The sequence below is a fragment of the Natronococcus sp. CG52 genome, assembly GCF_023913515.1.
In the GTDB taxonomy this organism is placed as follows: domain Archaea; phylum Halobacteriota; class Halobacteria; order Halobacteriales; family Natrialbaceae; genus Natronococcus; species Natronococcus zhouii.
Genome location: NZ_CP099391.1, coordinates 3,380,104 through 3,406,075, shown reverse-complemented (window position 1 = coordinate 3,406,075; position 25,972 = coordinate 3,380,104). Strand labels below are relative to the sequence as shown.

Annotated in this window: 30 protein-coding genes, 1 tRNA gene and 1 pseudogene; 17 read left to right on the top strand and 15 right to left on the bottom strand. The window is 64.5% G+C overall.

Annotated elements, in window-relative coordinates; genetic code table 11:
- Positions 1 to 56 precede the first annotated feature (56 nt).
- Both NED97_RS17050 and NED97_RS17045 read right to left on the bottom strand, forming a co-directional pair.
- Complete coding sequence (locus NED97_RS17050) at positions 57 to 1,079, bottom strand: hypothetical protein (protein ID WP_252488215.1); 1,023 nt, start codon at positions 1,077 to 1,079, stop codon at positions 57 to 59.
- A gap of 110 nt (positions 1,080 to 1,189) precedes the next feature.
- Complete coding sequence (locus NED97_RS17045) at positions 1,190 to 1,513, bottom strand: nuclear transport factor 2 family protein (protein WP_252490645.1); 324 nt, start codon at positions 1,511 to 1,513, stop codon at positions 1,190 to 1,192.
- Between the two features lie 148 nt (positions 1,514 to 1,661).
- Between NED97_RS17045 and NED97_RS17040 the strand changes: the two genes are divergently transcribed.
- The 8 genes from NED97_RS17040 to NED97_RS17005 all read left to right on the top strand — a co-directional run bounded on the left by NED97_RS17040 (position 1,662) and on the right by NED97_RS17005 (position 7,929).
- Positions 1,662 to 3,518: a Rieske (2Fe-2S) protein gene (locus NED97_RS17040; protein ID WP_252488214.1), complete on the top strand. Its 1,857-nt coding sequence runs from the start codon at positions 1,662 to 1,664 to the stop codon at positions 3,516 to 3,518.
- 57 nt (positions 3,519 to 3,575) lie between these two features.
- The gene (locus tag NED97_RS17035; protein WP_252488213.1) at positions 3,576 to 3,902 is read left to right on the top strand and encodes a hypothetical protein; all 327 of its coding nucleotides are present in this window, start codon (positions 3,576 to 3,578) and stop codon (positions 3,900 to 3,902) included.
- Positions 3,899 to 4,240, top strand: a complete 342-nt coding sequence (locus tag NED97_RS17030; RefSeq protein ID WP_252488212.1) for a hypothetical protein — start codon at positions 3,899 to 3,901, stop codon at positions 4,238 to 4,240. Before NED97_RS17035 ends, NED97_RS17030 begins: the two co-directional genes overlap by 4 nt.
- Positions 4,241 to 4,448: 208 nt before the next feature.
- Positions 4,449 to 4,952 carry a DUF367 family protein gene (locus NED97_RS17025; RefSeq protein ID WP_252488211.1) on the top strand — a complete coding sequence of 168 codons (504 nt, stop codon included), beginning with the start codon at positions 4,449 to 4,451 and terminating at the stop codon, positions 4,950 to 4,952.
- Positions 4,953 to 5,085: 133 nt separating this feature from the next.
- The gene (locus tag NED97_RS17020) at positions 5,086 to 5,235 is read left to right on the top strand and encodes a 50S ribosomal protein L40e (protein WP_252488210.1); all 150 of its coding nucleotides are present in this window, start codon (positions 5,086 to 5,088) and stop codon (positions 5,233 to 5,235) included.
- A 159-nt stretch (positions 5,236 to 5,394) separates the two neighbouring features.
- Complete coding sequence (locus tag NED97_RS17015) at positions 5,395 to 5,811, top strand: VOC family protein (RefSeq protein WP_252488209.1); 417 nt, start codon at positions 5,395 to 5,397, stop codon at positions 5,809 to 5,811.
- 311 nt (positions 5,812 to 6,122) lie between these two features.
- Positions 6,123 to 6,878: a hypothetical protein gene (locus tag NED97_RS17010; RefSeq protein ID WP_252488208.1), complete on the top strand. Its 756-nt coding sequence runs from the start codon at positions 6,123 to 6,125 to the stop codon at positions 6,876 to 6,878.
- A gap of 184 nt (positions 6,879 to 7,062) precedes the next feature.
- Positions 7,063 to 7,929 (top strand): outer membrane protein assembly factor BamB family protein, encoded by an 867-nt coding sequence (locus NED97_RS17005; RefSeq protein ID WP_252488207.1) that lies wholly within the window; start codon positions 7,063 to 7,065, stop codon positions 7,927 to 7,929.
- 393 nt (positions 7,930 to 8,322) lie between these two features.
- Here the strand turns inward: NED97_RS17005 and NED97_RS17000 are convergent, their stop codons facing one another.
- Entirely contained in the window at positions 8,323 to 8,934 is a 612-nt protein-coding gene (locus tag NED97_RS17000; RefSeq protein ID WP_252488206.1) for an MBL fold metallo-hydrolase, read from the bottom strand.
- A gap of 126 nt (positions 8,935 to 9,060) precedes the next feature.
- On the opposite strand from NED97_RS17000, the gene NED97_RS16995 reads away from it, so the two are divergent.
- From NED97_RS16995 to NED97_RS16985, 3 genes are read left to right on the top strand one after another with little or no spacing between them, the layout of a single operon-like run.
- On the top strand, positions 9,061 to 9,234 hold the full coding sequence (locus NED97_RS16995) for a DUF5786 family protein (protein ID WP_252488205.1): 174 nt from the start codon (positions 9,061 to 9,063) through the stop codon (positions 9,232 to 9,234).
- On the top strand, positions 9,235 to 9,819 hold the full coding sequence (locus NED97_RS16990; protein ID WP_252488204.1) for an endonuclease dU: 585 nt from the start codon (positions 9,235 to 9,237) through the stop codon (positions 9,817 to 9,819).
- A gap of 60 nt (positions 9,820 to 9,879) precedes the next feature.
- Positions 9,880 to 10,476, top strand: coding sequence for a uracil-DNA glycosylase (locus NED97_RS16985; protein WP_252488203.1), 597 nt, complete (start codon positions 9,880 to 9,882; stop codon positions 10,474 to 10,476).
- Between the two features lie 383 nt (positions 10,477 to 10,859).
- Here the strand turns inward: NED97_RS16985 and NED97_RS16980 are convergent, their stop codons facing one another.
- Complete coding sequence (locus NED97_RS16980; protein ID WP_252488202.1) at positions 10,860 to 11,216, bottom strand: nuclear transport factor 2 family protein; 357 nt, start codon at positions 11,214 to 11,216, stop codon at positions 10,860 to 10,862.
- 151 nt (positions 11,217 to 11,367) lie between these two features.
- Between NED97_RS16980 and hisH the strand changes: the two genes are divergently transcribed.
- Positions 11,368 to 12,030, top strand: coding sequence for an imidazole glycerol phosphate synthase subunit HisH (gene hisH, locus NED97_RS16975; RefSeq protein WP_252488201.1), 663 nt, complete (start codon positions 11,368 to 11,370; stop codon positions 12,028 to 12,030).
- A gap of 56 nt (positions 12,031 to 12,086) precedes the next feature.
- Positions 12,087 to 12,920, top strand: a complete 834-nt coding sequence (locus tag NED97_RS16970; protein ID WP_252488200.1) for a hypothetical protein — start codon at positions 12,087 to 12,089, stop codon at positions 12,918 to 12,920.
- A gap of 176 nt (positions 12,921 to 13,096) precedes the next feature.
- Here the strand turns inward: NED97_RS16970 and NED97_RS16965 are convergent, their stop codons facing one another.
- Positions 13,097 to 13,453, bottom strand: coding sequence for a hypothetical protein (locus tag NED97_RS16965; protein ID WP_252488199.1), 357 nt, complete (start codon positions 13,451 to 13,453; stop codon positions 13,097 to 13,099).
- Between the two features lie 183 nt (positions 13,454 to 13,636).
- The gene (locus tag NED97_RS16960; protein ID WP_252488198.1) at positions 13,637 to 14,176 is read right to left on the bottom strand and encodes an S-layer protein; all 540 of its coding nucleotides are present in this window, start codon (positions 14,174 to 14,176) and stop codon (positions 13,637 to 13,639) included.
- 189 nt (positions 14,177 to 14,365) lie between these two features.
- Between NED97_RS16960 and NED97_RS16955 the strand changes: the two genes are divergently transcribed.
- Positions 14,366 to 15,481, top strand: coding sequence for a tRNA (guanine(26)-N(2))-dimethyltransferase (locus NED97_RS16955; protein WP_252488197.1), 1,116 nt, complete (start codon positions 14,366 to 14,368; stop codon positions 15,479 to 15,481).
- An 85-nt stretch (positions 15,482 to 15,566) separates the two neighbouring features.
- Positions 15,567 to 16,874: a YihY/virulence factor BrkB family protein gene (locus NED97_RS16950; protein WP_252488196.1), complete on the top strand. Its 1,308-nt coding sequence runs from the start codon at positions 15,567 to 15,569 to the stop codon at positions 16,872 to 16,874.
- 454 nt (positions 16,875 to 17,328) lie between these two features.
- On the opposite strand, the gene glnA is transcribed toward NED97_RS16950, so the two are convergent.
- Positions 17,329 to 18,684 (bottom strand): type I glutamate--ammonia ligase, encoded by a 1,356-nt coding sequence (glnA, locus tag NED97_RS16945; RefSeq protein ID WP_252488195.1) that lies wholly within the window; start codon positions 18,682 to 18,684, stop codon positions 17,329 to 17,331.
- Positions 18,685 to 18,810: 126 nt separating this feature from the next.
- Between glnA and lrp the strand changes: the two genes are divergently transcribed.
- On the top strand, positions 18,811 to 19,272 hold the full coding sequence (gene lrp, locus NED97_RS16940; protein ID WP_252488194.1) for an HTH-type transcriptional regulator Lrp: 462 nt from the start codon (positions 18,811 to 18,813) through the stop codon (positions 19,270 to 19,272).
- A gap of 36 nt (positions 19,273 to 19,308) precedes the next feature.
- Here lrp and NED97_RS16935 read toward each other — a convergent pair whose 3' ends face one another.
- The 5 genes and pseudogenes from NED97_RS16935 to NED97_RS16915 all read right to left on the bottom strand — a co-directional run bounded on the left by NED97_RS16935 (position 19,309) and on the right by NED97_RS16915 (position 24,781).
- On the bottom strand, positions 19,309 to 21,237 hold the full coding sequence (locus NED97_RS16935) for an ABC transporter ATP-binding protein (RefSeq protein ID WP_252488193.1): 1,929 nt from the start codon (positions 21,235 to 21,237) through the stop codon (positions 19,309 to 19,311).
- 90 nt (positions 21,238 to 21,327) lie between these two features.
- The gene (locus NED97_RS16930) at positions 21,328 to 21,468 is read right to left on the bottom strand and encodes a hypothetical protein (RefSeq protein WP_252488192.1); all 141 of its coding nucleotides are present in this window, start codon (positions 21,466 to 21,468) and stop codon (positions 21,328 to 21,330) included.
- 51 nt (positions 21,469 to 21,519) lie between these two features.
- Positions 21,520 to 22,011 carry a methyltransferase family protein gene (locus tag NED97_RS16925; RefSeq protein ID WP_252488191.1) on the bottom strand — a complete coding sequence of 164 codons (492 nt, stop codon included), beginning with the start codon at positions 22,009 to 22,011 and terminating at the stop codon, positions 21,520 to 21,522.
- 205 nt (positions 22,012 to 22,216) lie between these two features.
- On the bottom strand, positions 22,217 to 23,881 hold the full coding sequence (thsB, locus tag NED97_RS16920) for a thermosome subunit beta (protein WP_252488190.1): 1,665 nt from the start codon (positions 23,879 to 23,881) through the stop codon (positions 22,217 to 22,219).
- Positions 23,882 to 24,082: 201 nt separating this feature from the next.
- Positions 24,083 to 24,781, bottom strand: a pseudogene (locus NED97_RS16915) (SOS response-associated peptidase).
- Positions 24,782 to 25,042: 261 nt separating this feature from the next.
- Between NED97_RS16915 and NED97_RS23150 the strand changes: the two are divergent.
- Positions 25,043 to 25,168: a hypothetical protein gene (locus NED97_RS23150; protein ID WP_256493303.1), complete on the top strand. Its 126-nt coding sequence runs from the start codon at positions 25,043 to 25,045 to the stop codon at positions 25,166 to 25,168.
- A 37-nt stretch (positions 25,169 to 25,205) separates the two neighbouring features.
- Here NED97_RS23150 and NED97_RS16910 read toward each other — a convergent pair.
- From NED97_RS16910 to NED97_RS16900, 3 genes are all read right to left on the bottom strand, one after another.
- A tRNA-Ser gene (locus tag NED97_RS16910) sits at positions 25,206 to 25,286 on the bottom strand.
- Positions 25,287 to 25,333: 47 nt separating this feature from the next.
- Positions 25,334 to 25,582, bottom strand: coding sequence for a hypothetical protein (locus tag NED97_RS16905; protein ID WP_252488189.1), 249 nt, complete (start codon positions 25,580 to 25,582; stop codon positions 25,334 to 25,336).
- An 8-nt stretch (positions 25,583 to 25,590) separates the two neighbouring features.
- The gene (locus NED97_RS16900) at positions 25,591 to 25,971 is read right to left on the bottom strand and encodes a Rid family detoxifying hydrolase (RefSeq protein WP_252488188.1); all 381 of its coding nucleotides are present in this window, start codon (positions 25,969 to 25,971) and stop codon (positions 25,591 to 25,593) included.
- Position 25,972 lies beyond the last annotated feature (1 nt).

Here is a 25,972-nt window from a genome sequence, read left to right as displayed (position 1 = left end):
TCCGAGCGCGCGGACCACATCGAAGGCGACCGTTGCCGATCGATCGCGCGTTTGGCTTAGTCGTCGAAATCCTCGAAGTCGATCCGCGGAACGAACGGACCGAAGTCGGCTGTGCGACTCGCGATCGAGGCGATGCGGAACGTGTAGACAAGCAACACGATAAACGGGAGGAAAACGAGCGTCACGACGGCGCTCACGACCAGTACGAGTATCGCCGGATCGGTGATCGATTCGATAATCGAACCGTACACCATCATGAATATTCCGCCGCCGAGCAGCGTGGGAAAGCCGAGGTAGAGCAGGAGCTTCGAGAGGTGGGCGAGTTCGTACTGCATGTACAGCGTCTTGAACGTCTGTCGTGCGATGGCGAGGTGGCCGAGCAGTTCGATGAGAGCGTCGAGCGTCTCCAGAGTCTCCTCCGGCAGGTCGTCGGCGTAGTGGGTCCTGATGATGCGAGCCACGTAGAGGTGCGCCCCGTTGAAGTGTCCGAGCACTGCCGACAGCGCGTCGAAGGTCCCGAAGTCCGCGTTCTCGAGCGACCCTGCGACGATCTCCCCTTCGTCGGCGACCGCATCGACGAAGTCCTCGAGCCGACCGGCGAGGGCCGGATCGTCGACGGCTTCGGCGACCGGCCGAAGAGTTTCGGCGCGCTCGACGACGGTTCGGACGACGAGCTGCAGGAAATCGGCCGGCGCGGCCGGGCTGACGGACACCTCGGTCAGGGTCTCGACGTCTCGTCGAAACGACGCCATCGCTTCGAACCGGTCCTCGAGGTCGCCCGGCCAGCCGAGTTCCTGCGAGAGAATGAGCTGGTTGATCGCGAGCACGATCGTGATGAACGGGAGCGTGCCGCCGACGATCGCCGCGACGAGCGTCGTGGCGGTTCCCGGATCGGTGACCGGGATGTAGCCCGCGAAGCCGATGCTCGCGCAGGTGAGGAAGACGCCGGCGGCGAACAGCACGGTCAGTACGTATCGGTTCCCGTCGAGGAGCACCCACCGCTTGGCGGGTGACTCCCGGAGTCGCTCGTGAACCAAGTCGCTCTGGCTCACCTCCTCGTCGATGGTCTCGGCACTCATGTCTATCACCTCCACGCGACGACGAAAAAGCGTCGGTGAAGATCAAGATTGACGACTCCGAAGTCCCGTCCTCGTCGCCGATCCGCACAAGGGAGCGCGGATCCGCCGCCTCAGCGCGAGTAGGTCTCGAGCCGGTCGATCCGGCCGTCCGCGAGTTCGAAGAAATCGGCGAACTCGAACAGCGTCGTCCCCTCGTCGACCACGCGGCCGCGAACCGCGACGCGGTCGCCGTCGTCGATCACGTCCTCGAGTTCGTGTCGAGTGTCCGGATTCGGCCGATCGTCGCGCATGAACCGGACGAACGCCTCCCGGCTCTCGAACCGCCGATCGGATCGTTGCTGGACGAAGTCGGGAGCGAGAATCTCCCCGAGGACGCCGTACTCGTGTTCGTCGAGGGCCTCGTAGTACCGTTCGATCAGGGCGACGGTCTCCATGTCCACCGTACCGGCGCGAGCGCCAAAAGCGGCGTCATCCTCGGAGATTTCGCTCACCGTCCTCGAGGACGATCGCCGTTCTTCTCGGAACCGTTACAGAAACTGCGTTCAGCGAACCCTTACAACCGCGCCTGTCGATCACACTCGTATGGCAACGTCCGACGGATTTCGAGAGCTCCTCCCGCTCGAGGAGCTACGAGAGCGAGAGCGCGCACAGGTGAGCGTCGACGGGACGCCGCTCGCGGCGTTCTACCACGAGGGTGAGGTTCGGGTCGTCGACAATCGCTGTCCCCACATGGGGTTTCCCCTCTCCGAGGGGAGCGTCGAGGACGGCATCCTGACCTGTCACTGGCACCACGCGCGGTTCGAACTCGCCTGCGGCGACACGTTCGATCCGTGGGCCGACGACGTGCAGACGTACCCCGTCGAGATCAGCGGCGGAACGGTCTACGTGAACCCGAACCCCGAGCGCGACCTGCCGCCGGCGGCTCACTGGGCGAATCGCCTCGAGACCGGTCTCGAGGAGAACCTCCGACTCGTCGTCGCGAAGTCGACGACCGGGCTGCTGGACGCCGGCGTCGACTACCGGGAGCCGATGGCGACGACCCTCGAGTTCGGCACCCGCTACCGCCAGGGTGGTTGGGGGCCGGGGTTGACGATCCTCGGTTGCGTGGCGAACGTGATCGACGACCTCGAGCCCGAAGACCGGAAGCGGGCGCTGTACACCGGCGTTCGACACGTGGCGAGCGACTGTGCGGACGAACCGCCGAACTTCGACCAGCCGTCGTTTTCGACGCGCGAGGTCGAACTCGACCGTCTCAAGCGCTGGTTCCGCGACTGCGTCGAGGTGCGCGACGCCGACGGCGCGGAGCGCTGTCTCCGGACCGCCGTCGCCGCCGGCCGGTCGGAAGCCGAGGTCGCCGAACTGGTGTTCGCCGCCGCGACCGACCACCCCTACCTCTCGACCGGTCACGTCCTCGACTTCGCGAACACGGCCTTCGAGAGCCTCGATCACGTCGACCGGGGGCAGTCGGGAGACGTCTCCGCGAGCGGCGCGAGCGGAGGGTCGGCAGAGCCGCGCTCTGCCGGTGTGCTCGCGAGTCTGGTCGATCCACTCGTCACCGCGAGTCGCAGCGACGAACGATCCTCGTGGCGGCAGCCGGTCGACCTCGTCGCGCTGCTCGAGGGCGTCTACGGCGGCGAGGTCACCGAGACGAGCGGACTCGAGGAACTCGCCGGTGAGGGTGCGGGAACATCCTGGGCGCCACCCACTGACTTCCAGGATACGTTGCTCTCGGACGATCCGGAGGCTATCGTCGACGCGCTTGCGGACGCGATCTCGGCGGGTGCGACGACCGAAACGCTCGCCGCCGAGGTCGTCCACGCCGCCGCCACGCGCGTCGCCCAGTTCGGCACCGCCAACGAGTTCTCCGACTGGAACACGGTCCACCACACGTTCACGTACGCCAACGCGGTCCACCAGGCGACGCGTCGGACGGACGCGATCGAACTCTACCGGGGCGTCTTCGACGCCGCGATCAGCGTCTACCTCGACCGGTTCCTCAACACGCCGCCGGCACCGATCCCGGAAGCGGGCGCGAACGAGACGGGCCGCGAGCTCGACGCGATTCTCGAGGCCCTCCTCGAGACGTTCGACGCCGAGGGCGAGGTGAACGAGGCGGGGCGACTCGTCGCCGAGTTCTTCGACTGCGGCGGCGACCCCGCCGACCTGAAGCGGACGCTCGGCCACGCGCTCCTGCGGGAAGACGCCGGGTTCCACACGCTCCAGAACCTCGAGGCCGCGTTCCGGCAGTTCGATCTGGCCGCCGAGTCGACGAGCGCCCGCGGGGACGACTCGTCGATCGACCGCGAACGCCGTCGGCGCGTGCCCCTGATCGCGACGGCGCGGTACATGGCCGCCCACTTCCCGACCAGACGCGAGGCCGAACAGACGTTCACGATCGCCTCGCGGCTGAACCGGGGTGAAGCGATCCACGAGAGCTGATCGCGCGCTCGTGACACGGAGGGAATACTTTTCACCGGGATCGTCAAACCTGCCCGTATGAACGTCCGATCTATCGGCTTCGTCGCGCTCCCGGCCGTCGTGACGGGCTACGTCGTCGCTCTCGGCTACCGGATCGACGTTACGACGGTAGACGCGTTGGTCTTCTTTGGCTCGCTCGCCGCGCTCGGCGTCGCCACCAGCCTGGCGGTGCGCGACGGCGTCCGGATCGCCGTCGGCGCCTCGCTGCTGGCGCTGGCGCTCGTCCCTGGCTCGGAGAATTCGGACTCGGGCCGTCGTTCCGCTCGTTCGAGGGGCTCGCCGCTGCCGTCACGTTCGTCTGCGTCGGCGGACTCGTCGCGGTCGCGATCGAGTACGCGGTTTTGAACGCCGACCGGCTACCCGCCGTCTCGAGGATGGAAGCGCTCGCGAGCGGTGCGGTCGGTAGCGGACACCTGCTCGCGCTCGCGGCCGTCGCCGTCTCTCTCGGAGAGCCGGTTCCCGCACTCGGCGAGTTCGGCGGAGCGCTCCCCTCCGAGTACGTCGTGCTGGGACTCACGCTTCTCGGCGTCGTGCTCCTCGGTGCGATTCCGGCGCTGTTGTTCGTCCGCTGGCGGCTGGTCTCGCCGGCGCTCGTCGTCGCGGCGGGTTCGCGCTCGCCACGTACCGGACGTGGCACTACGTCCGGGACGCCATCCACGTCGGTGCCTCGCCGTCGCCGATGATCGTCTACGCGGTTTTCTGGTTCGTTCCCCTCGTCATCGCACTGGCTGCCGGCGTGCTCGAGTACGGTATCAAATCCCACGTCGGAACGCCTCCCGGACCGTCGCTGGGATAACGAGTCGGCCGTACGGCCGTCGACGTCCACTCGTTCCGAACGGACGCGGGGCGTCGTATCGACTGCCTTTTTTCGCGCCCGGCCGTAGGCTGGCTGTGGAGTGCCACGTCTACTACGAGGGCGACGACGACCCCGACAAGTGCACCGCGCGCCGACTCGAGAAGTTCGATAAGGCGACGCTCTATCGCAACATGAGGCAGGTGCCCTACGGGGTCGTCCTCAACCCCCACGCCGAGCAGGCGCTCTCGCCGGCCGACGCCGACGACTCGCTCAGCACGCTGGTCGCGCTGGATTGCTCGTGGGAGTCCGCCGAGGAGGCCTCGTTCCGAATGAACGGCGTGCACCGGGCGCTCCCCTTCCTCGTCGCCGCGAACCCGGTCAACTACGGCCGGCCCTTTCGGCTGACGACCGCCGAGGCGCTCGCGGCCGCGCTCCGTATCTTCGGCGACAGGGAGGCCGCCGAGGACCTCCTCGAGCCGTTCCGCTGGGGGGAGACGTTCCTGACGCTCAACGAGGAGCCGCTGCGCCGGTACAGCGAGTGTGCGGACTCGAGCGAGGTCGTCGCCGTCCAGGAGGACTACCTGGCCGACGAGGAGTGAGCGAACGCCCGTCAGCGGGTCGCACCCGGTTCCTTCTCCGGACGCCGGTCTCTCTCCGCCAGCGGAACCTGTCGGCTGACTGATCGGCATCGGGACCACAGCGGTTATATGCACTACGGGCCAACGAAGCGACATGCCAAGCTTCGACGCCGCCGAAAAACGAACGCTCGAGAAGATGATCTGCATGCGCTGCAACGCGCGAAACTCGCCGGAAGCCAACCGCTGCCGCAAGTGCGGCTACAAGAACCTTCGTCCCAAGGCGAAGGAACCGCGCGCAGCCTGATTTCGGCGCGAACCGGGTCGACATCGGCCCCGCATCTGTCTCGAGCGACCACGACTACTACCGGCGGGTCTCGCTACTGCGGACTCGTTGCTGACCGGACGATTCTCGAGCGGACCTCCCGGCGACCACCTATTAGTACCGCGTCTGTACTTTCGTTCTATGGATCACGATCACGCGGACCCCGACCACGCCGGCAGTCTCCATCACCTCGAACTGTACGCGTCCGACCTTGAGGTTTCGCTTCCGCTCTGGGACTGGCTGCTCGGCGAACTCGGCTACGAGCGGAAAAACGAGTGGGACGACGGCTGCTCCTGGATCAACGGCCCGACCTACGTCGTGCTCGTGCAGGCCGTCGATTCCGACCACCCGTTCGACCGCCGGGCCGCCGGACTGAACCACGTCGCGTTCCACGCCGCTTCTCGCGAGCAGGTCGACGACCTCGCGCGGCAGCTCCGCGATCGCGAGGACGCGAGCCTGCTGTACGAGGACCGACACCCGTTCGCCGGCGGCTACTACGCCCTCTACTGCGAGGACCCCGAGGGGATCAAAATCGAGGTCGTCGGCCCGAAGGAGTGAGTTCGCTTCCCAGTAGTTGGTTAGCCGTTTTCCTCTGACCCGGGCGAATCGATTCGTTACGTAGAGTCGTGCTGAATACACAGCGCGAATCCAGCACTCTCCACAGGTCGATTGACGAAAGGTAGTAATCTCGGCCCCAATTTCGATTCGCGACGATCAGAGCCGGGTTCGGCGGACGGAAGTATCTCTACGACTCGCTCCAGTAATTGGTTGCAGATAACGCAACTGTACCCCATCTATCATTTAGTACCTGACACCTCAACCGTTCTAATTAGTTGATAGTATTATATCGACCGGCAGACGATCGACGTATGCTGGATCGAAACCGTCGATCGGTCATAGCGGGTAGCGCAACCTTCCTGACTGGAAGCTTCCTCGTCTCGAATACGGCGGGAGGGGCGGAAGGCACGGGTGAAGGTACGGACGAGAACAGCCTCGGACTCGAAGTAACGGCGGACGACGTGGGACACGTCGACGAGAGGGGGTGGACGGTCTTCGACGTCTGTGTGAGGAATTACGGCGACGAAACCGCCTCGGTCCCGATCACGCTCGAAATCGCACACATCGACGAAGAGGTCGATACGCTCGAGGTCGGCCCCGGCGAGAGCGAGGACGAGCAAATCGGGTACTTCCACCCGCGCAGCCTGGGTCCCGGCGAACACGACTGGACCGTTACCGCCAGCGAGGAGAGCGAAACTGGTACGTTCGTCGTCGAAGCCGACGAGGGCTACGAAGACAGGGACGACGGCTACCATATCTCCATTCACACCCCGGTAGATGCGGAGGAGAACGTGATCGTCAAAGAAATGCACGACACTCGGGACACGGCGTCGTTTATGTTCAACATAGACGTAATGAACTACCGAGACGAGCCCGTCGAGGGTGAGTTAACCTTTGAGGTCGGCGACGTGGTGAACCAGCAGTCGCTCGAATTCGAGCCTCGCGAGTACAAACAGACGTACACGAGCTTTCGGCTCGACCCGGGCGAGCACGAGTGGACCGCCACCATCGGCGAGGATTCCATAACCGGTCGCGTTCGGGTCGTCCGCGAAGACGAGGACTGCTAGACAGCCCTGCCTCTCCGGAGCACTTCCGATAGTGATACCTGGCAATCGAGGCGAGCCATCCGATGCCCGAAACGCACGCTTCTCGCTGGTGTGCGCGTCGAGCGGCGAACTGAATTCCACAGCAGTGAGCACGGTCATGATTGTCAACGGAAGATGCATAGATGTGCTCTATTCTGCTCCGGCTGTGTCCGACGGAACGCTCTTCGTCACGGGCGAGAACCACCTTACGGCGCTCGATACCGCGGACGGCTCACTCGCGTGGGAGCGGGAGTTCGAGATCGACGAGTCGATTCCGGATCCGACGGTCGCCTTCGACACCGTCTACCTCGTCGTCGATGAAATCCTCTACGCGTTCGATGCCGACGACGGTTCGGTCCGGTGGGAAAAAGAGATGATCGACGCGCGTCCGATTCGTTCCGAAGCCGGCGATCCAGAGCCAGCTTCGTTCCGACCGGAGACGGTCGCCGTCGCGAACGGCACCGTCTACGCCGCGCTCGCCGGTCCAACGTACGACGAACAGGATTCCGGACGGGCGTTCGGTGCGGTCGACGCCACGACTGGTGACGAACGGTGGGGGATCGGGTTCTCTCCCCACGACGACGAGGACAACGTCATCACCGAACCAATCGTTGCAACTGGACAGTACGTGTATGCGGATGACAACATCTCGTTGAACGGTGTCAGGTTCGATGTCGAAACCGGTGACGCAACTGGGAACGAGTATGCGGTGTGGGCTGGGACGGACAGCGTCCGTATCGATACGGACGGCTCGGAGCGGTGGGTCCTCGAGTTCGACGACTACCTCCCCGACATCACTGCCTATGACCGGCCCGCTGTCACTGCCGTCGACGAGGACACACTCTACATCGACACGGGCGAGGAACTCGTCGCGATGCGTCGTTTCGACGATGCGGACGAAAGGGACGATGAGCCAGAAGACGAAGACGAGAAATCGGACCAAGACGACGACCAGCAGGGCGATGAAGACGTAGACGCCGGCGACGACGAAGACGAGTCCGGCTGTCCAGACGACGATCCGACCGACGAGTGATGACAGCGCCCCATCGGAAACCTGACAATATCGAAGCGGGGAAGGGAGACGACGGCGATGGAGATGACGGAAACGAGACGGGCGCCGAAGACGAACCGATACCGCCGACGTTCCCGGCTTTACGACCGGTGCCGGCCTCGTCGGCGGTGCGCTCGTCTTCGAGTGGCCGCATCCGGAAAGGCGGCGACGAATTGACCGGGTCGACGAACCGGCCGAGTAAGGTCCCATCGTTTGAGTTGACCGCTGGTTCGTGCCGCATTCGCGCTCTGTATTCAGCAGGCCACTTCTGACGGTGACCAGTGAATTCGATTATCACTTCGTTACCTGCTTGACCTGCACGGAACGAATTTTCACGAGTCTTTCTGAATACCGAAACTGTGCTCCTCTCTGCTGTTACTCGTCGGGATACTTCGGCTCCCGCTTCTCCGCCCGCTCGAGCGCCGTCTCCACGACGTCCCGCACGTCGCCGTGGAAGACGTCGCCGTGACCCGCGTACATGTGTTCGACGCCGTCGGGCAGCCGCTCGAGCAACTCCTCGATGCTCTCGATGAGCCGTTCTCGCGACTGGCCGGCCATGTCGGTGCGGCCGAAGCTTCCGTAGTCGAAGGCGCCGTCGTCGTGGACGACCACGTCGCCCGAGAACAGCGTCGTCTCGGAGACGAACGAGACGTGGTCGTCGGCGTGACCCGGCGTGTAGACCACGTCGAACTCCTCGTCCCCGATTTGGACGGTATCACCCTCCTCGAGTTCGTGGGTTCGCGTCGGGTGGTCGTCGTAGGCGTACACGTCGGGATCGAAGGCGTCGCAAACGGCCTCGAGCTGGGCGACGTGATCGCCGTGCTGGTGGGTCATCACGACGGCGTCGAGTTCGTCGGTGTGCTCGCGGATCTCGCCGACGACGCCGTCCCAGCCGCCGGCGTCGACGAGCGTCGTCCGACCGTCGGTCGTCAGGTAGGCGTTGCACGTGAACGTCTCCGCGTCTTCGGTGACGTGATGGACCTCCATACGGGGACCGTCGTGAGCCGGTGGCAAAACGATGGCGTCCGAACGCGGCGCCTCCGCAGCCCTCGTTTCAACCGGTTCACATCTTACCGCGGAATTTTTCAGTCCCAATCCCCAATAGAACACCGTATGGGATTCGGGAGCTACGACGAATCCGAGCAGCAAGAGGTCGACGCTGATTTTGACGACGATGACGCCGTTCAGTCGTCAGAGAACAGCCACAAAGGATCGTTCGAGTTCGAAAACGGCGCCTCGAGCGACGAACTACTCGATCGTCTGGAGGAGATCAAGGACGATTCCTGAATGAAGCCTGGGGCGCGGGCGCTGGGCGTTGCCGAGTCGTACCGCGACGAACCCGGCCGTACTCGCGAGGAGTGTCGAAGTACGGTCGCCGGAGCCGTCGTCCGGGCCGACCGCGTATTTGACGGCCTCGAGTACCAACGGTGTACCGTCGGCGGCACCGACGCGACGACGGCCGTCCGCCGACTCGTCGGCGAACTCGGGCGACCCGACGTTCAGTACGTCCTGCTCGGCGCCGTCGCCCCGGCGTGGTACAACGTTCTGGATCTATCGACGATCCACGACGCCGCGGAGCGGCCGGTGATCGCCGTCACCTTCGAAGCGAGCACCGGTCTCGAGGCCGGCCTCGAAGACGCTTTTTCTGGTGCGGAACTCGAGCAGCGCCTCGAGACGTATCGCGCGCTGCCGGAGCGCCGAGCGCTGTCGGTCAACGGCGAAACCGTCTACGTCCGGAGCACCGGACTCGAGCCCGACGACGCGGACGCGGTCGTCCGGGCGTTTACCCCCGAAGGAGGCCGTCCGGAACCGATTCGGGTCGCCCGGCAGGCGGCTCGAGCGGCGGACTCGTACGCGAGTTCGCTCGAGTGATCGGCGCCACCGGAAGTCGTGACCGGAAAGCCGTAGTAGGAAGCCGCCCGAGCAACCGCCATGGGAGAGATGGAGGACCTCTGTGTCACCGACTGTACGCGCTGTCCGGCGCTCGTCGAGTCGCGCAGCCAGATCGTCAACGGCACCGGTCCCGAGGACGCCGACGTGGTGTTCGTCGGCGAAGGACCCGGCGCTCAGGAGGACAGTCAGGGCGAACCGTTCGTCGGCCGAAGCGGCTCCGTGCTCGACGAACAGCTCCGGACCGTCGGCCTGGATCGGGACACCGTCCGCATCACCAACTGCGTGCGCTGTCGTCCGCCAGAGAACCGCGACCCGACGAAAGAGGAACTCGAGAACTGCCGCGGCTATCTCGTGCGCGAAATCGACCTGCTCGACCCGGACGTGATCGTTACGCTCGGCAAGGTCCCGACCGAACACCTGCTCGATCGCGATGTGGCTGTGACGAAGGAAGCCGGCTCCGTCGAAGACATCCGGATCGACGATACGCCGCGCCGACTGCTGATCTGCGTTCACCCCGCGGCGACGCTGTATGACCGTAGTCAGGAGGAAACGTTCCAGAACGCCATCCAGCGGGCCGCAGAGCTCGCCGACGTCGACGGCAGCGAGGGCGGACAGACGCGACTCGACGGCTTCTAACTCCCTTTTTCGTCCCAACCGTCAGTTCCCTACCGGTGGTCGACGATCCGGTTTCTTCGTTCAGAACTACAGTTGACTCTAAATCGGACGATTCGTTACGTACGGATCCGAACGTCCCGTCCGACCTATTTCGGTCGTACATGTAAGGAGACTCGCCTTCGTATTGCGAACAACGTCCGTTGCACTTCGATATCGTCTGTAAGCGGTTTTCGTTCGAAACGGTCACACCACTGGAATTCGGTCTGGTCGCTAGTCGTAGTATTCAAATGTGGAGTTCACGCCCCCGAGACACAATTTAAAAACGGGCTACCTGTAGGGCCTGTGCGTAATAGACGTTTTACGGGCGTTTTTGAATAAACGAACCGTACTACTATCTGATATCGTTATACTTCGTCCCGATCCGTGAACGTGTAGCGCCGCGCGATCGCGCCGTTTTCGAACTCGTGGAAATCGGCGAACTCGAACTCGACGGTGTCGCCACCCTGCCGACCCGAAAAGGAGCCCCGCACCGCGACGGTGTTCCCGTCGACGACGACGTCGTGGACCTCGTGCGCGCCGTCCTCGAGCGGCCGACCCTCGAGGTAGAACTCTCGAAGCTCCTCCCGGCCCGTGATCGCGCCCTGGCCCGGGCGTTCGTACCGAACGTCCTCGGTGAACAGTTCGACGAGGTCGTCGTAGCGTTCGTCGTCGACCGCCTCGTAGTAGTCCCGTACCACCGCCTCCGGATCGTCGTCGACCATATCGGGAGCTACGGGTTCGATCACGTAATACCTGCGCTACCGGGACCGTCCCCTCTCACGGGCCTCGCCTCCTCGATTTCACCGTTGCGCTGCGCGCAACGCTATCTGCGGCAATGGCAATACACTTCTTTCCGCCGTCCCGAGAGCGGGTATGAGCACCGTTACGTCCGATCAGCAGCAGTCGCTCGCCTCCGTCGTGGTCGTCGACTACGGCCTGGGGAACCTCCGAAGCGTCACCCGCGGCCTCGAGCGAGCCGGCGCCGACGTGGAGATCACCGACGATCCGGACGCCTTCGCCGACGCCGACGGGGTCGTCCTGCCGGGCGTCGGCGCGTTCCGCGAGGGCGTCGAGAACGCCGATCCGCTCCGGGAGGACCTCCTCGAGGTCGCCGAGAGCGGCACCCCGCTGTTCGGGATCTGTCTCGGAATGCAGATGCTGCTCACGACCAGCGAGGAGGGCGAGAACGAAGGTGAATCCGCGGTACAGGGACTCGATCTGATCCCCGGGACGAACGTCCGGTTCGCCGAGGGCCAGAAGGTCCCCCACATGGGCTGGAACGAACTGAACGTCGAGCGCGACCACCCGCTCGTAGAGGGTGTCGATGGGCAGTACGCCTACTTCGTCCACTCCTACTACGCCGTGCCGGACGACGAGGTCACAGCGGTCGCGACGACCGACTACGAGCGCGTATTCCCCTCGATCGTCGCCAACGAGGCCGGCAACGTCTTCGGCACGCAGTTCCACCCCGAGAAGAGCGGCGAGACGGGACTGCGGATTCTGCGGAACTTCGTTGAGATCTGCAGTCAGGAGTAACGCCGGACACAGCCCCGTGATATCATTTTAAGGACGTTCACCGAGGACCGACAGCCATGTACGGCGTTCTCACCGACGATCACGACCTCGCTCGAGCGGGCATCGGCGACGTCGCGTACTACTTCACCGAGTACGTGGACGGCCGGAGCCGGGCGCCGCTCGAGGGGGCGATCAACTCCGTCGCCTGCTGGGGCGATACGGGGACGGTTCGCGACGAACCGGACCGGGCGGCCGTCGACGCCGACGGGACGCGCGCGACGCCCGACGCGGAGGGCCACCACTGGGGAACGGTCTGCCCGACCGATCCCGACTACCGCGCCGGCGTGCTCGAGCGGATCGAACGAGCCGGTGCGGTCGGCGACGTGCGACTCACCACGCTCGGTTTCCCGGGAGACTCGTTCTGTCACTGCGACCGCTGCGAGCGCCGATTCGACGCGAGCGAGTTCGAGGACCGCGACGCGTGGCGCACCGACGTCATCACCGGGTTCGTCGCCGAGGCGGCGACTCGAGTCGAGGATGACCTGATCGCGACGCTGTATCCGGACCCCTATCCGGGCAACCTCCGGGAGCGCGCCGGGCTCGATCCGCACGCGCTCGCAACTCACGTCGACGGCTTTCTCGTCCCTCTCTGTTGTCCCGGCTACGAGACGACCTACTGGGTCGAGTCGCTCGCCCGCGGCTTCGCCCGCGAACTCGAGGACCTCGAGGCGTCGTTCGCGATCCAGCTGTCGGCGACCGAGATCGACGCCGACCGCCTCGCCGGCGTCACGCGGCAGGTCGAGCCGTACGCGGACGAGATCGTCTACGGAACGTATCCGGACGACGCCGAGACGGTTCGGGACACGATCCGGCTACTGCGGGAGGACGAACCGGTCGCCGCGGCCGACTAGCACAGTTTCGTCAATTGGTTAGAAGCGTGAAAAGCGTATAAGCGAAGCAGGTACCGCTGCGGTCGAGTTACGAGCGTTGCACCCGCGAGCGACCGCAGGGAGCGAGCGGCCTTTTTCATCGAAGTTTTTTGCACTCGGGTCGACTGCGGCGACCCCTCGTGCAAAAAACTTCGGTCCTAGAGAAACTCGCGAACCTCGGAGTACCACATGTCGTGGTAGTCGACGTGTCCGACGCGGCGGGCGATCGCTACCGCGAGGACGTGCCAGCAGAGTTCGGTGGGATCCTCGTCGTCGAGATTGTACTCGCTGTCCTTGCAGGTACAGCCGCCGTCCTCGACGATGTACTCGTCGTCGTAACCGACGACGATCGTGAAATCGCGGTAGCTCTTCACCCGGTTCTCGCTAACCGCTTCGATGGCGCGAACCCCGCGATCGCCGTGCAGGTTCGAAATCTGCTCGACGATTTCCGGCGTCAGCTCGCCGGTCTCCTCGAGTCGGGCCTGCCAGCGCTCGACGGGATTCGCTTCCGACACGCCAGAAACTCGGTGACGGACCGTAAAATCGGTTTGGTTGTTCTGCGAGCGGATCACCGTCCCGATCGGGACGCCGTTCCCCGTTCTCGCATTCGGTCGTGCGAACGACGGGAGCGGTTTCAGTAGGCGCCGAGGGACGGAAACGGGTAGGAAGAGATCGGTCGGCTCGTGCGGTCGCGGTCGTTACTCCTCGTCGTCTTCGTCGTCTTCTTCGCCGTCGCCTTCCTCCTCGTCCTCGGTGTCGCCTTCCTCTTCGTCCTCAGTGTTGTCTTCCTCCTCGTCCTCGGCGTCGCCTTCGTCGTCGATTTCGGAGTCGGGGGTCGCGCCCTCGAGGACGAGCGTCAGCTCTTCGTCCTCGTCTTCCTCCAGCGTGACGGTCTCTTCGACGGTGTCGAACTCGTCGTCGGTGCTCTCGGCGGTCACCGTGTACTCGCCCTCGTAGATGAGGCTGACACCCGACAGTTCGCCGTCGTTGACGTCGTCGCCGTGGTTGGAGGTAAAGTCCTCCTCTTCGTTTTCGATCGTGACGTCGAGACCCGTGGAGACGGCTTCGCCGTCCTCGTTCTCGAAGTAGATCGTGAGATCGCCGGGGTTGTCCAGAGCGAACCCGTCGTCATCGTCGTCGGCCGCCGTCTCGTCGTCCGAACACCCTGCCAGTCCAACTGTCGTCAGGGCGGCGATGGTCGTACCGAACTGCCTGCGGGAGAGCACGTTTCGTTCCATGGTCCCTCTGAAACAGTAGTCCCTGATAAACTTTCAGATTTCCTATCAATTGGTCGTTGGTATCAATTGACGGACGTCGATAAATACCGTGCGTGGCGTTATTTCCCGTGGAGGTGGCTCACACGTACTACCGGCTCTGACCGAAGCGGGAATCACGTCGTTTTTCGACCTCCACCGACGAGAGATCGTATGCGCGTCACTGAGGGCGGGATCGAACTCGAGGTCCCCGGCGAACAGACCGAGGGCGTCGAGGAGTCGGTGTTCTACAATCCGCGACAGGAACTGAACCGGGATCTGACGATCGCGACGCTGCGGGCCTTCCGCGAGCGCGAGCCGCGAGCGGAGTCGTACCTCGACGCGATGACGGCGAGCGGCGTCCGCGGCGTCCGGGCCGCTGCCGACGACTGGAACGTCACCTGCTGTGACGTCGACGAGGAGGCCGTCTCGCTCGCCCGGGAGAACCTCGAGCGAAACGACTGCGAGGCGACCGTCGAACGCCGCGACGTCACCGCCCTCATGCACGAGGAGGTGTTCGACGTTATCGATCTCGACCCCTACGGGACGCCGATGCCCTTCGCCGACGCCGCGTTCGCGAACTGCCGGGATCTGGTCTGCGTGACCGCGACCGACACGGCGCCGCTGTGCGGGGCACACTTCAACAGCGGCGTCCGCTCCTACTCCGCGGTCCCGCGAAACACCGACTACCACACCGAGATGGGCGTCAGAATCCTGCTCTCCGCACTGGCTCGCAGCGCCGCCCGCTTCGACGTCGGTGTCGAACCGCTACTGACCCACGCGACCAGCCACTACGTCCGGACCTACCTCGAACTCGAGCACAAGCCCACCGCAGCCGACGCCGCGATCGACGAACTCGGGCATCTCTATCACTGCGAGGACTGCCTCCACCGCGAGGCGGATCCGGGGTTGATCGCCGACCCGATCGAGACCTGTCCGAACTGCGGGGGAACGCGGATCCTCGCGGCCGGGCCGGTCTGGCTCGGCTCGATTCGCGATCGCGAGTTCGTCGCCACCGTTCGCGAAACGGTTCCGGCGTCGTTCGGGACCGCCGAGAAGGCACGAGAGCTCTGCGAGACGCTCGAGGCCGAACTCGACGAGCCGACCCACTACGACCAACACAAGCTCTGTCGGAACTGGGGACTGCCCGCGAACGCGATGGCCGACTTTCTCGCGGACCTTCGAGAGGCGGGCTACGAGGGCTCGAGAGCCCACTACGGCGGGACGACGTTCAAGACGAACGCCTCCGTCGAGGAGATTCGCGAGGCCACCGCGGACTCGCTCGTCTGATCGACTTGCTTCGGTTTCGGTTGTTACTATACTGCCGGCCTATGCCACACGACGGCATATCTTTCGCCGTCACGATGATCGACGCGTGGTCGATCACAGACGAGGACTCGAGTTCACGAGGTACGTCCTGCGACTCGCCCGGACCGAACAGCTAACGCTCCTCGCGGCTGGCGTCGCCTTCTACGGATTCATCTCGCTCGTCCCGCTGATGTTGCTCTCGTTGGCGGTCGCTGCGTCGATCGGCGGCGAGACACTCGCGGCCCGGGTCACGACCGCGGCCGACGACATCCTGACGCCGTCGGCCCAGCAAGTTCTCGCCGAGACGCTCGTCGACGAGTCCGGCCGCCAGGGAGCGACGGTCGTCGGTGCACTCGGCCTCCTCTGGGGCTCGAGTCGGATTCTTCGCGGTCTCGATCGCGCCTTCTCCTCGGTGTACGGCACCGCAGCGTCGAAATCGCTGGTCGAGACGCTCTGGGACGCGATGGTCGCCGCCGTCGCGATCACGATCGGACTCGGACTGGTCGGCATCCTCGACCTCGCGTTCGCGCTCGTTCCGTTCGACGGACTCGCGTTCATCGGGCCGATGTTCGTGCTGCTGGGGCTGATCGTCGCATTCTGGCCGCTCTACGTGATCTTCCCGGACGCCAACGTCGGACCCCGAGAGGCCCTCCCCGGGACGCTCGTCGCCGCGTTCGGCTGGTTCGTGCTCAGCCGAACCTTCTCACTGTACGCCGGAGTCGCCGGCGAGTACGCGTTCTACGGCGCACTCGGGGCCGTCTTCCTCGTACTCGTCTGGCTGTACGTCGGCTCGATCATCCTCATCTTCGGTGCGATCCTCAACGCAGCGATTGCCGACCGTGAAGCGGATCGGCAGCTACAAAGTCCCCGCCCTCGACAGTTTTCCACAGAAGCGATGACTGACGACGCTACGGGTGCCGACGAGGGGACCACGCAGGATCGCCCGGGTTCGGGCGACGCGGAGCGAACGGGAACGCGCTCGAGCGCCCGAACGCGGGACCGTTCGGACGATCCGGCCGCGCTCCGCGAGGAACTCGAACGGCTGCGCGACCGCGTCGACGAGTTCGAGGAGGGGGTCGAACGCCGCACGGTCAGGAAAGAATCCCTCGAGAGCGAACTCAAGCGGTACGTTCGCAGCCGGGTTCGACGGAGCCACGCCCGCGACTGGGGACCGTACCTCGTCTTGCTGTACGGGACGGCTATGTCAATCGCGGCGTTTTACTTCCTCGCTGGCGGCTGGGCGATTCTGGCGATGTTCGTCGTCTGGACGTCCACGCTCGGCGTGTACGTGTTGATGGTACTGTTCGGCGCCGGTCTCTCGCTGTTCGGGGTTCCCGGACAGCTTCGCGACCGCGTCGGCGAGTGGCGGTCCTGACGCTGCTCCCGGCCTGAAACGAACGACGTGCTTCTCTGCCCCGATCATAATGTCCAGCACGTTGACTACTACCGTGAGGCGGTTCGAATCGGCCTACGCCGAAGCAATCAGAGACAGTTCCCCCGAGTGGATGGCGCTGAGTTTGCACTCCGCTCTCACCTCGGCAGTGTCCGGTTCGTCGCGCAGGCGGTCGTCCTCGGCTACCGGTTCCGGGACCGTCACCGGTTCGTGCCGTGGCTCGGAATCGTCACGGGCGGCTACGCCGTCGTGGTCGAACTCGAGGAACCGTTCCAGATCTCCCGGGGGGAGGGCCGTGATCGAACCCGACGCGCTGCCGACCGTCGTCGGTCTCCCGAAGTTCCTCTCGGCTCTGTCGACGCTCGTGACGCGGACCGAAGCGACGGGCTAACGACTCGTAACGGACCGAAAAAATGCGCAGCGGTAGTGTCGTCGGTTAGAACGTCTCGAGGTAGCGGTCGAGTTCCCACTGGGAGACGTCGATCAGGTACTCCTCGAACTCCTGACGCTTGGCCTCGACGAACTTCTCGCCGATGTGTTCGCCGAGCGCGTCGTAGATAACCTCGTCCTCCTCGAGGGCGTCGACGGCCTCGCCGAGGTTCGAGGGGAGCGTCTCGATGCCGTACTCCTCGCGTTTCTGCTGATCGAACTCGTAGATGTTCTCCCGGACGGGATCCGGACAGTCGAGATCCCGCTCGATCCCCTCGAGACCCGCGTGAATCATCGCGGCGATCGCGAGGTACGGGTTACAGGAGGGGTCAGGCGAGCGCAGTTCGACCCGCGAGGCTGCGGGAACGCGGGCGGCGGGTTTGCGGATCAACGACGAGCGGTTGCGGTCGGACCAGGCGACGTAGACGGGCGCCTCGTAGCCGGGGACGAGGCGCTTGTAGCTGTTGACCGTGGGGTTGGCGATGGCGGTGATCGCCGGGGCGTGCTCGAGGATGCCGGCGGTGAAGGCGTGGGCTTCCTCGCTCAGGTCGAACTCGTCGTCGTCGTCGTGGAAGGCGTTCTCGCCGTCCTCGGTGAACAGCGAGAGGTGGGTGTGCATGCCCGAGCCGTTGACCTCCGGGATGGGTTTGGGCATGAACGTCGCGTGGTAGTCGTGCTGGGCGGCGATCGCTCGGACGACGGTGCGGAAGGTGCCGACGTTGTCGGCGGTCGTCAGGGCGTCGTCGTACTCGAAGTTGATCTCGTGTTGACCCTCGGCGACCTCGTGGTGGCTCGCCTCGACCTCGAAGCCCATGTTCTCGAGGCCGTAGATGATGTCGCGGCGAACGTCGCTCGCGAGGTCCTTGGGCGCGAGGTCGAAGTAGCCGCCGTGGTCGTTGGTCTCGGTCGTCGCGTGCCCGTCCTCGTCCTCCTCGAACAGGAAGAACTCGGGTTCGGGCGCGGCGTTGACCGTGTAGCCCATCTCCTTGGCGCGCTCTAAGGCCTGTTTCAGCACGTAGCGCGGGTCGCCCTCGAACGGCTCGCCCGTCGAGGTGTTGATCACGTCGCAGATAAGGCGAGCAGAAGCGCCCCCCTCTCGCTTTCTCCAGGGAAGGACGGCGAACGTCTCGGGATCGGGCTTGAGACGCATGTCCGACTCCTGAATACGCACGAACCCTTCGATCGACGATCCGTCGAAGTAGATTCCTTCAGTGAACGCTTTCTCGGCCTGTCGTGCCGGCACAGAAACGTTTTTTACAGTTCCGAGAATGTCCGTAAACTGTAAGCGAAGAAAGTCGATATCCTGCTCCTCGATCTCGTCCAACACCGCCTGTTCCGTGGCGGAGATGTTTCCGCTTGTCATCTTTCTCGTCGTCCTCTTCAAGTATCTTCGCCACTAAAACCCTGCTGTTCCGAGCAAATCTTCCCTCTCCGGCATGTAATTGGATATTCGTAAACTTCTAAAGGGAGGGGTGAGAGGAATAATGTGATGACGTACGAAAATCTCGACGCAAAGCTAGTGAATGCACTTCTGGGCGATGGTCGCGCGAGCCTGCGGAGCCTCGCGGAGAAACTCGACGTTTCCGTTACGACCGTCTCGAATCACCTCTCGGATCTCGAGGAAGGCGGCGTGATCGAGGGCTACACGCCGCGCGTCGATTACGACGCGGTGGGCTACGACGTCACCGCCGTTATCCAGCTTCAGGTCGAGGGGAACGCCCTCCCCGATATCACGGACACCCTCCGGGAGCACCGCCAGATGACCAGCGTCTACGAAGTTACCGGTGATTACGACGTTATCGCCATCGGAAAGTTCCAGGATACGGACGGAATGAACGATCAGATCAAACAGCTGTTGACCGATCCAGACATCAAAGCCTCCAACACGAGCGTCGTCCTCAACGCGGTCTCCGAGAACGAGCAGTTCGAACTCGAGATCAAAGAAGAGTAAACGGATTGAGAGTCGGTTTTCCCTCCTTCTGCACCGCTAGTCGTCCGTATCGATCAGCGCCTCGGCCGCCGTCTCGCGGTCGCCCGCCTGTGCCGCCCACAGACGCGCGTACGTCCCGTCCGACCCGAGCAGTTCCTCGTGCGTTCCTCGTTCGACGATTCGACCGTCCTCGAGAACGAGTATCTGGTCGGCGTCCTTAACCGTCGAGAGGCGGTGGGCGATGGCGAGGGTCGTGCGGTCCTCCGTTAGTCGATCGATCGACTGCTGGATCTGGAGTTCGGTCTTCGTGTCGACGGCGCTCGTCGCCTCGTCGAGGATGAGGACCTCGGGGTCGGCCAGGACGGCCCGGGCGAGCGCGATCCGCTGGCGCTGGCCGCCGGAAAGCTTGATCCCGCGTTCGCCGACGCGCGTTTCGTACCCCTCCGGAAGTTCACTGATGAAGTCGTGCGCCTGCGCAGTCGCTGCAGCCTCGCGGACGGCTTCGTCGGACGCGTCGAAATGCCCGTATCGGACGTTTTCGGCGATAGTTCCGTCGAAGAGGAAGGTATCCTGGCTGACGTAGCCGACGGCCGAACGCAGATCCGCGAGCGCCGCGTCGCGAACGTCGTGGCCGTCGATCCGCACCGCTCCCTCCCGAACGTCGTAGAGCCGGAGCAGGAGTTTCAGCAGCGTCGACTTCCCCGCTCCCGTCGGACCGACGAACGCGACGGTCTCTCCCGGTTCGGCCTCGAAGGAGATGTTCTCGAGGACGGTCTCCTCGAACTCGGCGTTCGACGCCGCCCCCTCGTCAGTGCGCTCGCTCTCCGCGTAGCTGAAGCGGACGTCCTCGTAGGCGACGCGCCCCTCGACGGGTTCGATATCGGCGGGTTCGTCGGGGTCGTCGACGCGGACGGGAATGTCCATCAGTCCGAACACTCGTTCGCTCGAGGCCTTGGCGTTCTCGTACTGGTCGACGATATTCGACACCTCGGCGAGCGGGTCGACGATCCGCTGGGTCAGAAAGAGGAAGACGACGAAGTCGCCGACCGAGAGCGTCCCGGTCAGGGGGCCGGGTGCGGTATCCGTCGTGAGCCACAGTCCGCCGACGAGGAAGGTCGCGGCGAACGCCAGCCCAGCGAGCAGTTCCATCCCAGGCCGGTAGACGTAGCTCAGCTTCAGCACGTCCATCGTCCGATCGAACAGGTTTCGGGAGGAGTCACGGACGCGACCGACCTCGTAGCTCTCGCTCGAGGTCGTTTTCGTCAGGCCCATCCCCGCGATGGCGTTCTCGAGGCGGGTGTTCAGCCGGCCGACGGCCGATCGCTGGCGAACGTACCGGGGTTCGACGATGCGCATGAACCAGATCGTAAAGGCGACCATCGCCGGCACCGCGAACAGCGTGACGAACGCCAGTTGCCAGTTCAGGTAGAAGAGGACGGCGGCGATCCCGCCGACCATCACCAGCAGCCGCGCCGAGTTCATCAGCGCGTTGTCGAGAAACATCTCGAGGTTCTGGGTGTCGTTGTTCAGGACGGCCATGACCTCGCCGGTCTGTTTCTCGTCGAAGAAGGCCGCGTCGAGTCGTTGCATCTTCCTGAAGCAGTCGACCCGGACGGCGTGCATCACGCCGTGAGCGAACAGGTTGGCGGTGACGCCGTAGATCCAGGTGAAGACGGCGACGGTGACGAACGCCCCGGCGATCGCCGCGATCGTGAACCAGAACTGCTCCAGCTGTTCGGTCGGCAGCCAGGCGTCGGGAACCAGCGGCAGTTCGAACGGCCCCTCGTCGAGAAAGATCGCGTCGATAGCGACCCCGAGAACGAGCGGCGGGACGAGACTCGCCATCCGTGCGACGAAGTTAGCGACCATTCCCCCCGAGAACCAGCCCAGTCGCCCGGGCGCGTACTCGCGGAAGAGTCGCGAGAGCGGACGGTCAACCTCCTCGCGGTAGGCGTCGAACGGCGTCTCGTCGTCGTGGGAACTCACTGACGAGTCGGTACTGTTTCGAATCGTAAACGTGCAACGGTTCGAGTCACCGTGTCACCACCCGCAAACCGTCCGCGCTGCCGGCGAAGATCACCGAATATACAGTACGAGTGCACCGAACGCGAGCAGCAACAGACCCCACCAGAGTGAATCGCCGGGCAGAACCTTGAGGAAGAGCGTGACGATTCCCGAGGAGAACAGCGACCAGCCGATAGTCGTTTGGTATGCCATACCGGATAGACGGAGTCGACGAGGATAGTTCGTCGGCCTGCCGGCAGCGCATCACGAACGGAGTCGCGGAAGCCATCGAGGGGCGCGCTCCCGATACTGCTCGTACTCCGCGCCGTGTTTCGCCGCCAGGTGTGGCTCCTCGTACTCGAGGATCCGGTTGTGGAAGCCGAGCCAGCAGCCCACTGCCCACCAGCAAACGAGTACCGACCTGTAGAGCAGCGCCTGTCCGCCGATACAGCACAGCACCGCGAGGTACATCGGATTTCGCACGTAGCCGTAGACGCCACCGGTCACGAGTTCCGGTGGTTCGTCGGACGGCGACGGCGTCCCGCCGCCTTCGTCCGAGAACCGCCAGGCGGTGTGGAGGTACAGCAGGACGCCCGCGAGAAGCGACGCGCTGCCCGTGACTCGAGCGACTCGAGGCGGGATTGGGAGCGCGAGCCGATCGCGTCGGGCCAGTAACTGCGGGACGAGCCCGACGACGGTTCCCGGAACGAGTACCGAGAAGACGGCGGTCTTCAGCAGGACGAACGGCGATGCCATGCGGACGACTGCCACGTGTTGGTGCAAAGCCTTTGGCTATCGCTACGGGCTCGAGACGCCGCGGTGCAAAAAGTACGGGAAATTGCGATCGATCGAGATCTGTACGCGTATCGAGAGGCGGTAGCGGATAGCTGTGAACCGCGCTTCTCGCGGCTCACTCCGTTCTCCGCTCGAATATCGAGGTCTTCGCTCGTTCAGACCACGCTTACATCATGCCGCCCATGCCGCCGCCCATGCCGCCGCCCATGCCGCCGCCGGGGGCGCCTTCCTCGTCGCCGCCCTTGTCGGTCGACAGGTCGCCGGCGGAGATGATGTCGTCGATCTTGAGCACGAGGTTCGCGGCCTCGGAGGCGGAGGTCACGGCCTGCTCTTTGGCGTGAGCCGGCTCGACGACGCCGGCCTCGAAGGTGTCCTCGACGTCGCCCGAGAGGACGTTCAGGCCGGCCGTCATGTCGCCGTCGTCGTGGGCCGCACGCAGGTCGACGAGCGTGTCGATGGAGTCGAGTCCGGCGTTTCCGGCGAGCACGCGCGGGACGAGCTCGAGCGAGTCCGCGAAGGCCTCGACGGCCAGCTGCTCGCGACCGGAGACGGAGTCGGCGTAGTCGCGCAGGCGCGAGGCGAGTTCGACCTCGATCGCACCGCCGCCGGCCAGAACGCGGCCGTCGGAGACGGTCTGGGCGACGACGTCGAGCGCGTCGTTGACGCCGCGCTCGAGTTCGTCGACGACGTGATCGGTCGAGCCGCGCAGCAGGAGGGTGACGCCGTGAGCGTTGTCGCCCTCGACGTAGAACAGCTCGTCCTCCTCGTCGCGGGTGATGTCACCGTGACCGAGGTCGTCGGTCGTCGCGTTCTCGAGGTCGGAGACGATGTTCGCGCCGACGACTTCCTTGAGGAACTCGAGGTCGGACTTCTTGGCGCGACGGACGGCGAGGATACCCTCCTTGGCGAGGTAGTGCTGTGCGAGGTCGTCGATGCCCTTCTGGCAGAAGACGACGTCGGCGTCGAGGTCGACGATCTTGTCGACCTTCTGGCGGAGCTGCTTCTCCTCGCGGTCGAGGAACTTCTGGAGCTGGTCGGGGTCCGTGACGGAGACCTCGGTGTCGACGTCGGTTTCCTCGACCTCGATCGGGGAGTTCAGCAGCAGAATGTCGGCGTCCTCGGCCTCGCTCGGCATGTTGTCGTGGACGGGGTCCTTGTCCACGATGCCGCCCTCGAGGAGGTCGGACTCGCCGGCGCTGCGGCCGGTCTGGGTCTCGATGTTGAGGAACTCGAGGTCGACGACGTTGTCGCCGTCCTCGTTCTCGACGGTGACCTGGCTGATGGCGTCGATGATGAGCTGGGCGAGGTGCTCCTTGTTGACCTCGGTTCCCTTGCCGGTCATCGAGGTTTCGGCGACCGAGCGCAGGAGGTCTTCGTCGTCGGTGTCGACGTCCTGGGCGATGTCGTCGATCTCCTCGCGAGCCTGCTCGCTGGCGAGGTGGAAGCCCTTGATGATCGCCGTCGGGTGGATGTCCTGCTCGAGGAGGTCCTCGGCGTTCTTGAGGAGCTCACCGGCGATCGCGACGGCCGTCGTGGTGCCGTCTCCGGCCTCGTCTTCCTGGGTCTCGGCTACCTCGATGATCATCTCGGCCGTCGGGTTGTCGATGTCCATCTCCTGGAGGATGGTGACGCCGTCGTTGGTGATCGTTACCGATCCCATCGAGTCGACGAGCATCTTGTCCATTCCCTTCGGACCGAGTGTGGAGCGAACGGCCTCCGCGACCGCTCGAGCGGCGCGAATGTTGTAATCCTGCGCGTCCTGGTCCTTGACGCGCTGGGAATCTTCGCTCATCACGATCATCGGCTGACCCTGCTGCATTCGCTGGCTCATAGTCGCTCGAATCATTGATTGCCCTTCTACATAAAGGTGCCGCTATTGCTTATCTCCGAGGGACCCCGGTTAACGAGATCCCGTGTTCGAAACCGCAGTAGTGCGCGATGATAGCCGTACTATTATGACACACCATATCATGGGTTTCGCGGAACAGCCGGTGCGGCCATCGAGTGTATTTAAGTGGACGAAGTCCGCCGATCACGACTCGAGCGGTTCGACCAGCGACGGCTCGTCGGTCGCGGGATCGTTGACCGCCGTCGAGACCGGATAGGCTCGCAGTTCGTCGGCCGGATACGGCTCGAGGCAGTCCCGCGGGTCGTCGACCGTCAACCATTCCCGTTCGCGGCCTGGCTCGAGGATCGCGGCTATCCGGTAGTGTAGCTCCGCGACCAGGTCGTTCGGCTCGGTGGTGACGACGGTAAACGTCCCGAGCAGGTCGTCGTTACCGTCCGCCTCGGCCCCACCTCCGAACGCGTCGAGGCCCGTTTGAGTCGTCTCCGGCCCCCATCGCTCCCCACAGTCCCGCCATCGCGAACGGGCGGTCGTCCTCGAAGGCGACCCGATAGGGCTGTTTCCCCGTCTCGGTCTCGACCCACCCGTAGAAGCCGTCGGCCGGCACCAGACACCTTCGACGCTCGTAGGCCGCCCGAAAACTCGGCTTCCCGTCGACGGACTTCGCACGCGCGTTAATCAAATCCCGCCGCTGTCGTCGTCGGCCCACGGCGACACCAGTCCCCACTCGAGGCGCCGGATCGTCTCGGGTTCGTCGTTTGTGATCACCGGCAACTGCTGTCTCGGCGCGGCGTTGTATTGCGGCGAGAACGAACCTCGAAACCGGGCGTCGAAGCGCTCCTCGAGGTCGTCCTGCTCGACGAAGAGTGTGTATCGGCCGCACACACGCCGCAGTACGTCGTCCATACCGAAGGCTATCTCGTTTCCGAAGGTTGATGCGGTAGTTAATGTCTCTCCTGGTAACCGGTCGTTGGCGCCGTCTCGGGCCGACAATGTTCCGGCCGTGGCACGCTCGAGCGACGATCCGCGGCTCGAGCGAGTGCAGCCCGTTTCACGGGACGAAACGGGGATGTAGGTGGCCGTTTACCGCCCGTTGGCGCCAGTAAGTCGCTCGTACTGATTGGGGGTGCCGTACTCGCCTCGCCTATGAGTTCAAACCAGGATCCGACCTACGAGGCGTCGTTCAGCGAAGACGGTTTCTTCGAAGTCCGCGAGTGTGAGGACCCCGACCGCTGGATCGCCTGCGATCGGCCGGTCGAGATCGAACAGTAGGCCGTGGCGTGGCTCGTCGATAAATAAATCCAGAAAACGCCAGGACTGGGATTTGAACCCAGAATCCCAAAGGGAACACGCTTTCCAGGCGTGCGCCTTACCGTTCGGCCATCCTGGCTCAGCCTATCCTAACCACGTCCGTCGTTTAACTGTTACGAGACGCGGTCACTCCGACGCCCGTCGCGCCGACCACGCGGCGACTCGACGCTCGAGCAGATAGGCTCCGCCGGCGGCAGCGACGCCGACGAAAAGCGCGATCGCCACTCCCTGCGTGATCGTCACGAGCGGTTCGACGAGCAGGGCGTATCCCTGGACGAGCACCAGAAACGAGAGGACGCCGACGGCGCCCCACAGCAGGGACGACTTCGCTCGCGGCGAAAGCGCGGAGTCCGCCTCGGTGCCGCTCCCGGTCATCCGCGTCGTCACTCGAGCGAGGCGATGGCTTCGATCTCGACGCCGACGCCCTTGGGGAGTGCGGCGACCTCGACGGCGCTCCGGGCCGGCGGTTCGTCGTCGAAGTAGCCGGCGTAGGTCTCGTTCATCGCGTCGAAGTCGTCGATGTCGTCGAGGAAGATGGTTACCTTGAGGATATCGTCGACGCCGGCGCCTCCCTCCTCGAGGACGGCGACGAGGTTGTCGAGCGCCTGTTCGGTCTGGCGCTCGATCGGTTCGTCGTCGAGCAGTTCGTCGTCGGTGGTGAGCGGAATCTGTCCGGCGGTGAACAGCAGCGAGTCGTCGGTCGCCGCCTGGCTGTAGGCGCCGACGGCCGCGGGTGCCTCGTCCGTGCTGATGATCCGTTTCATG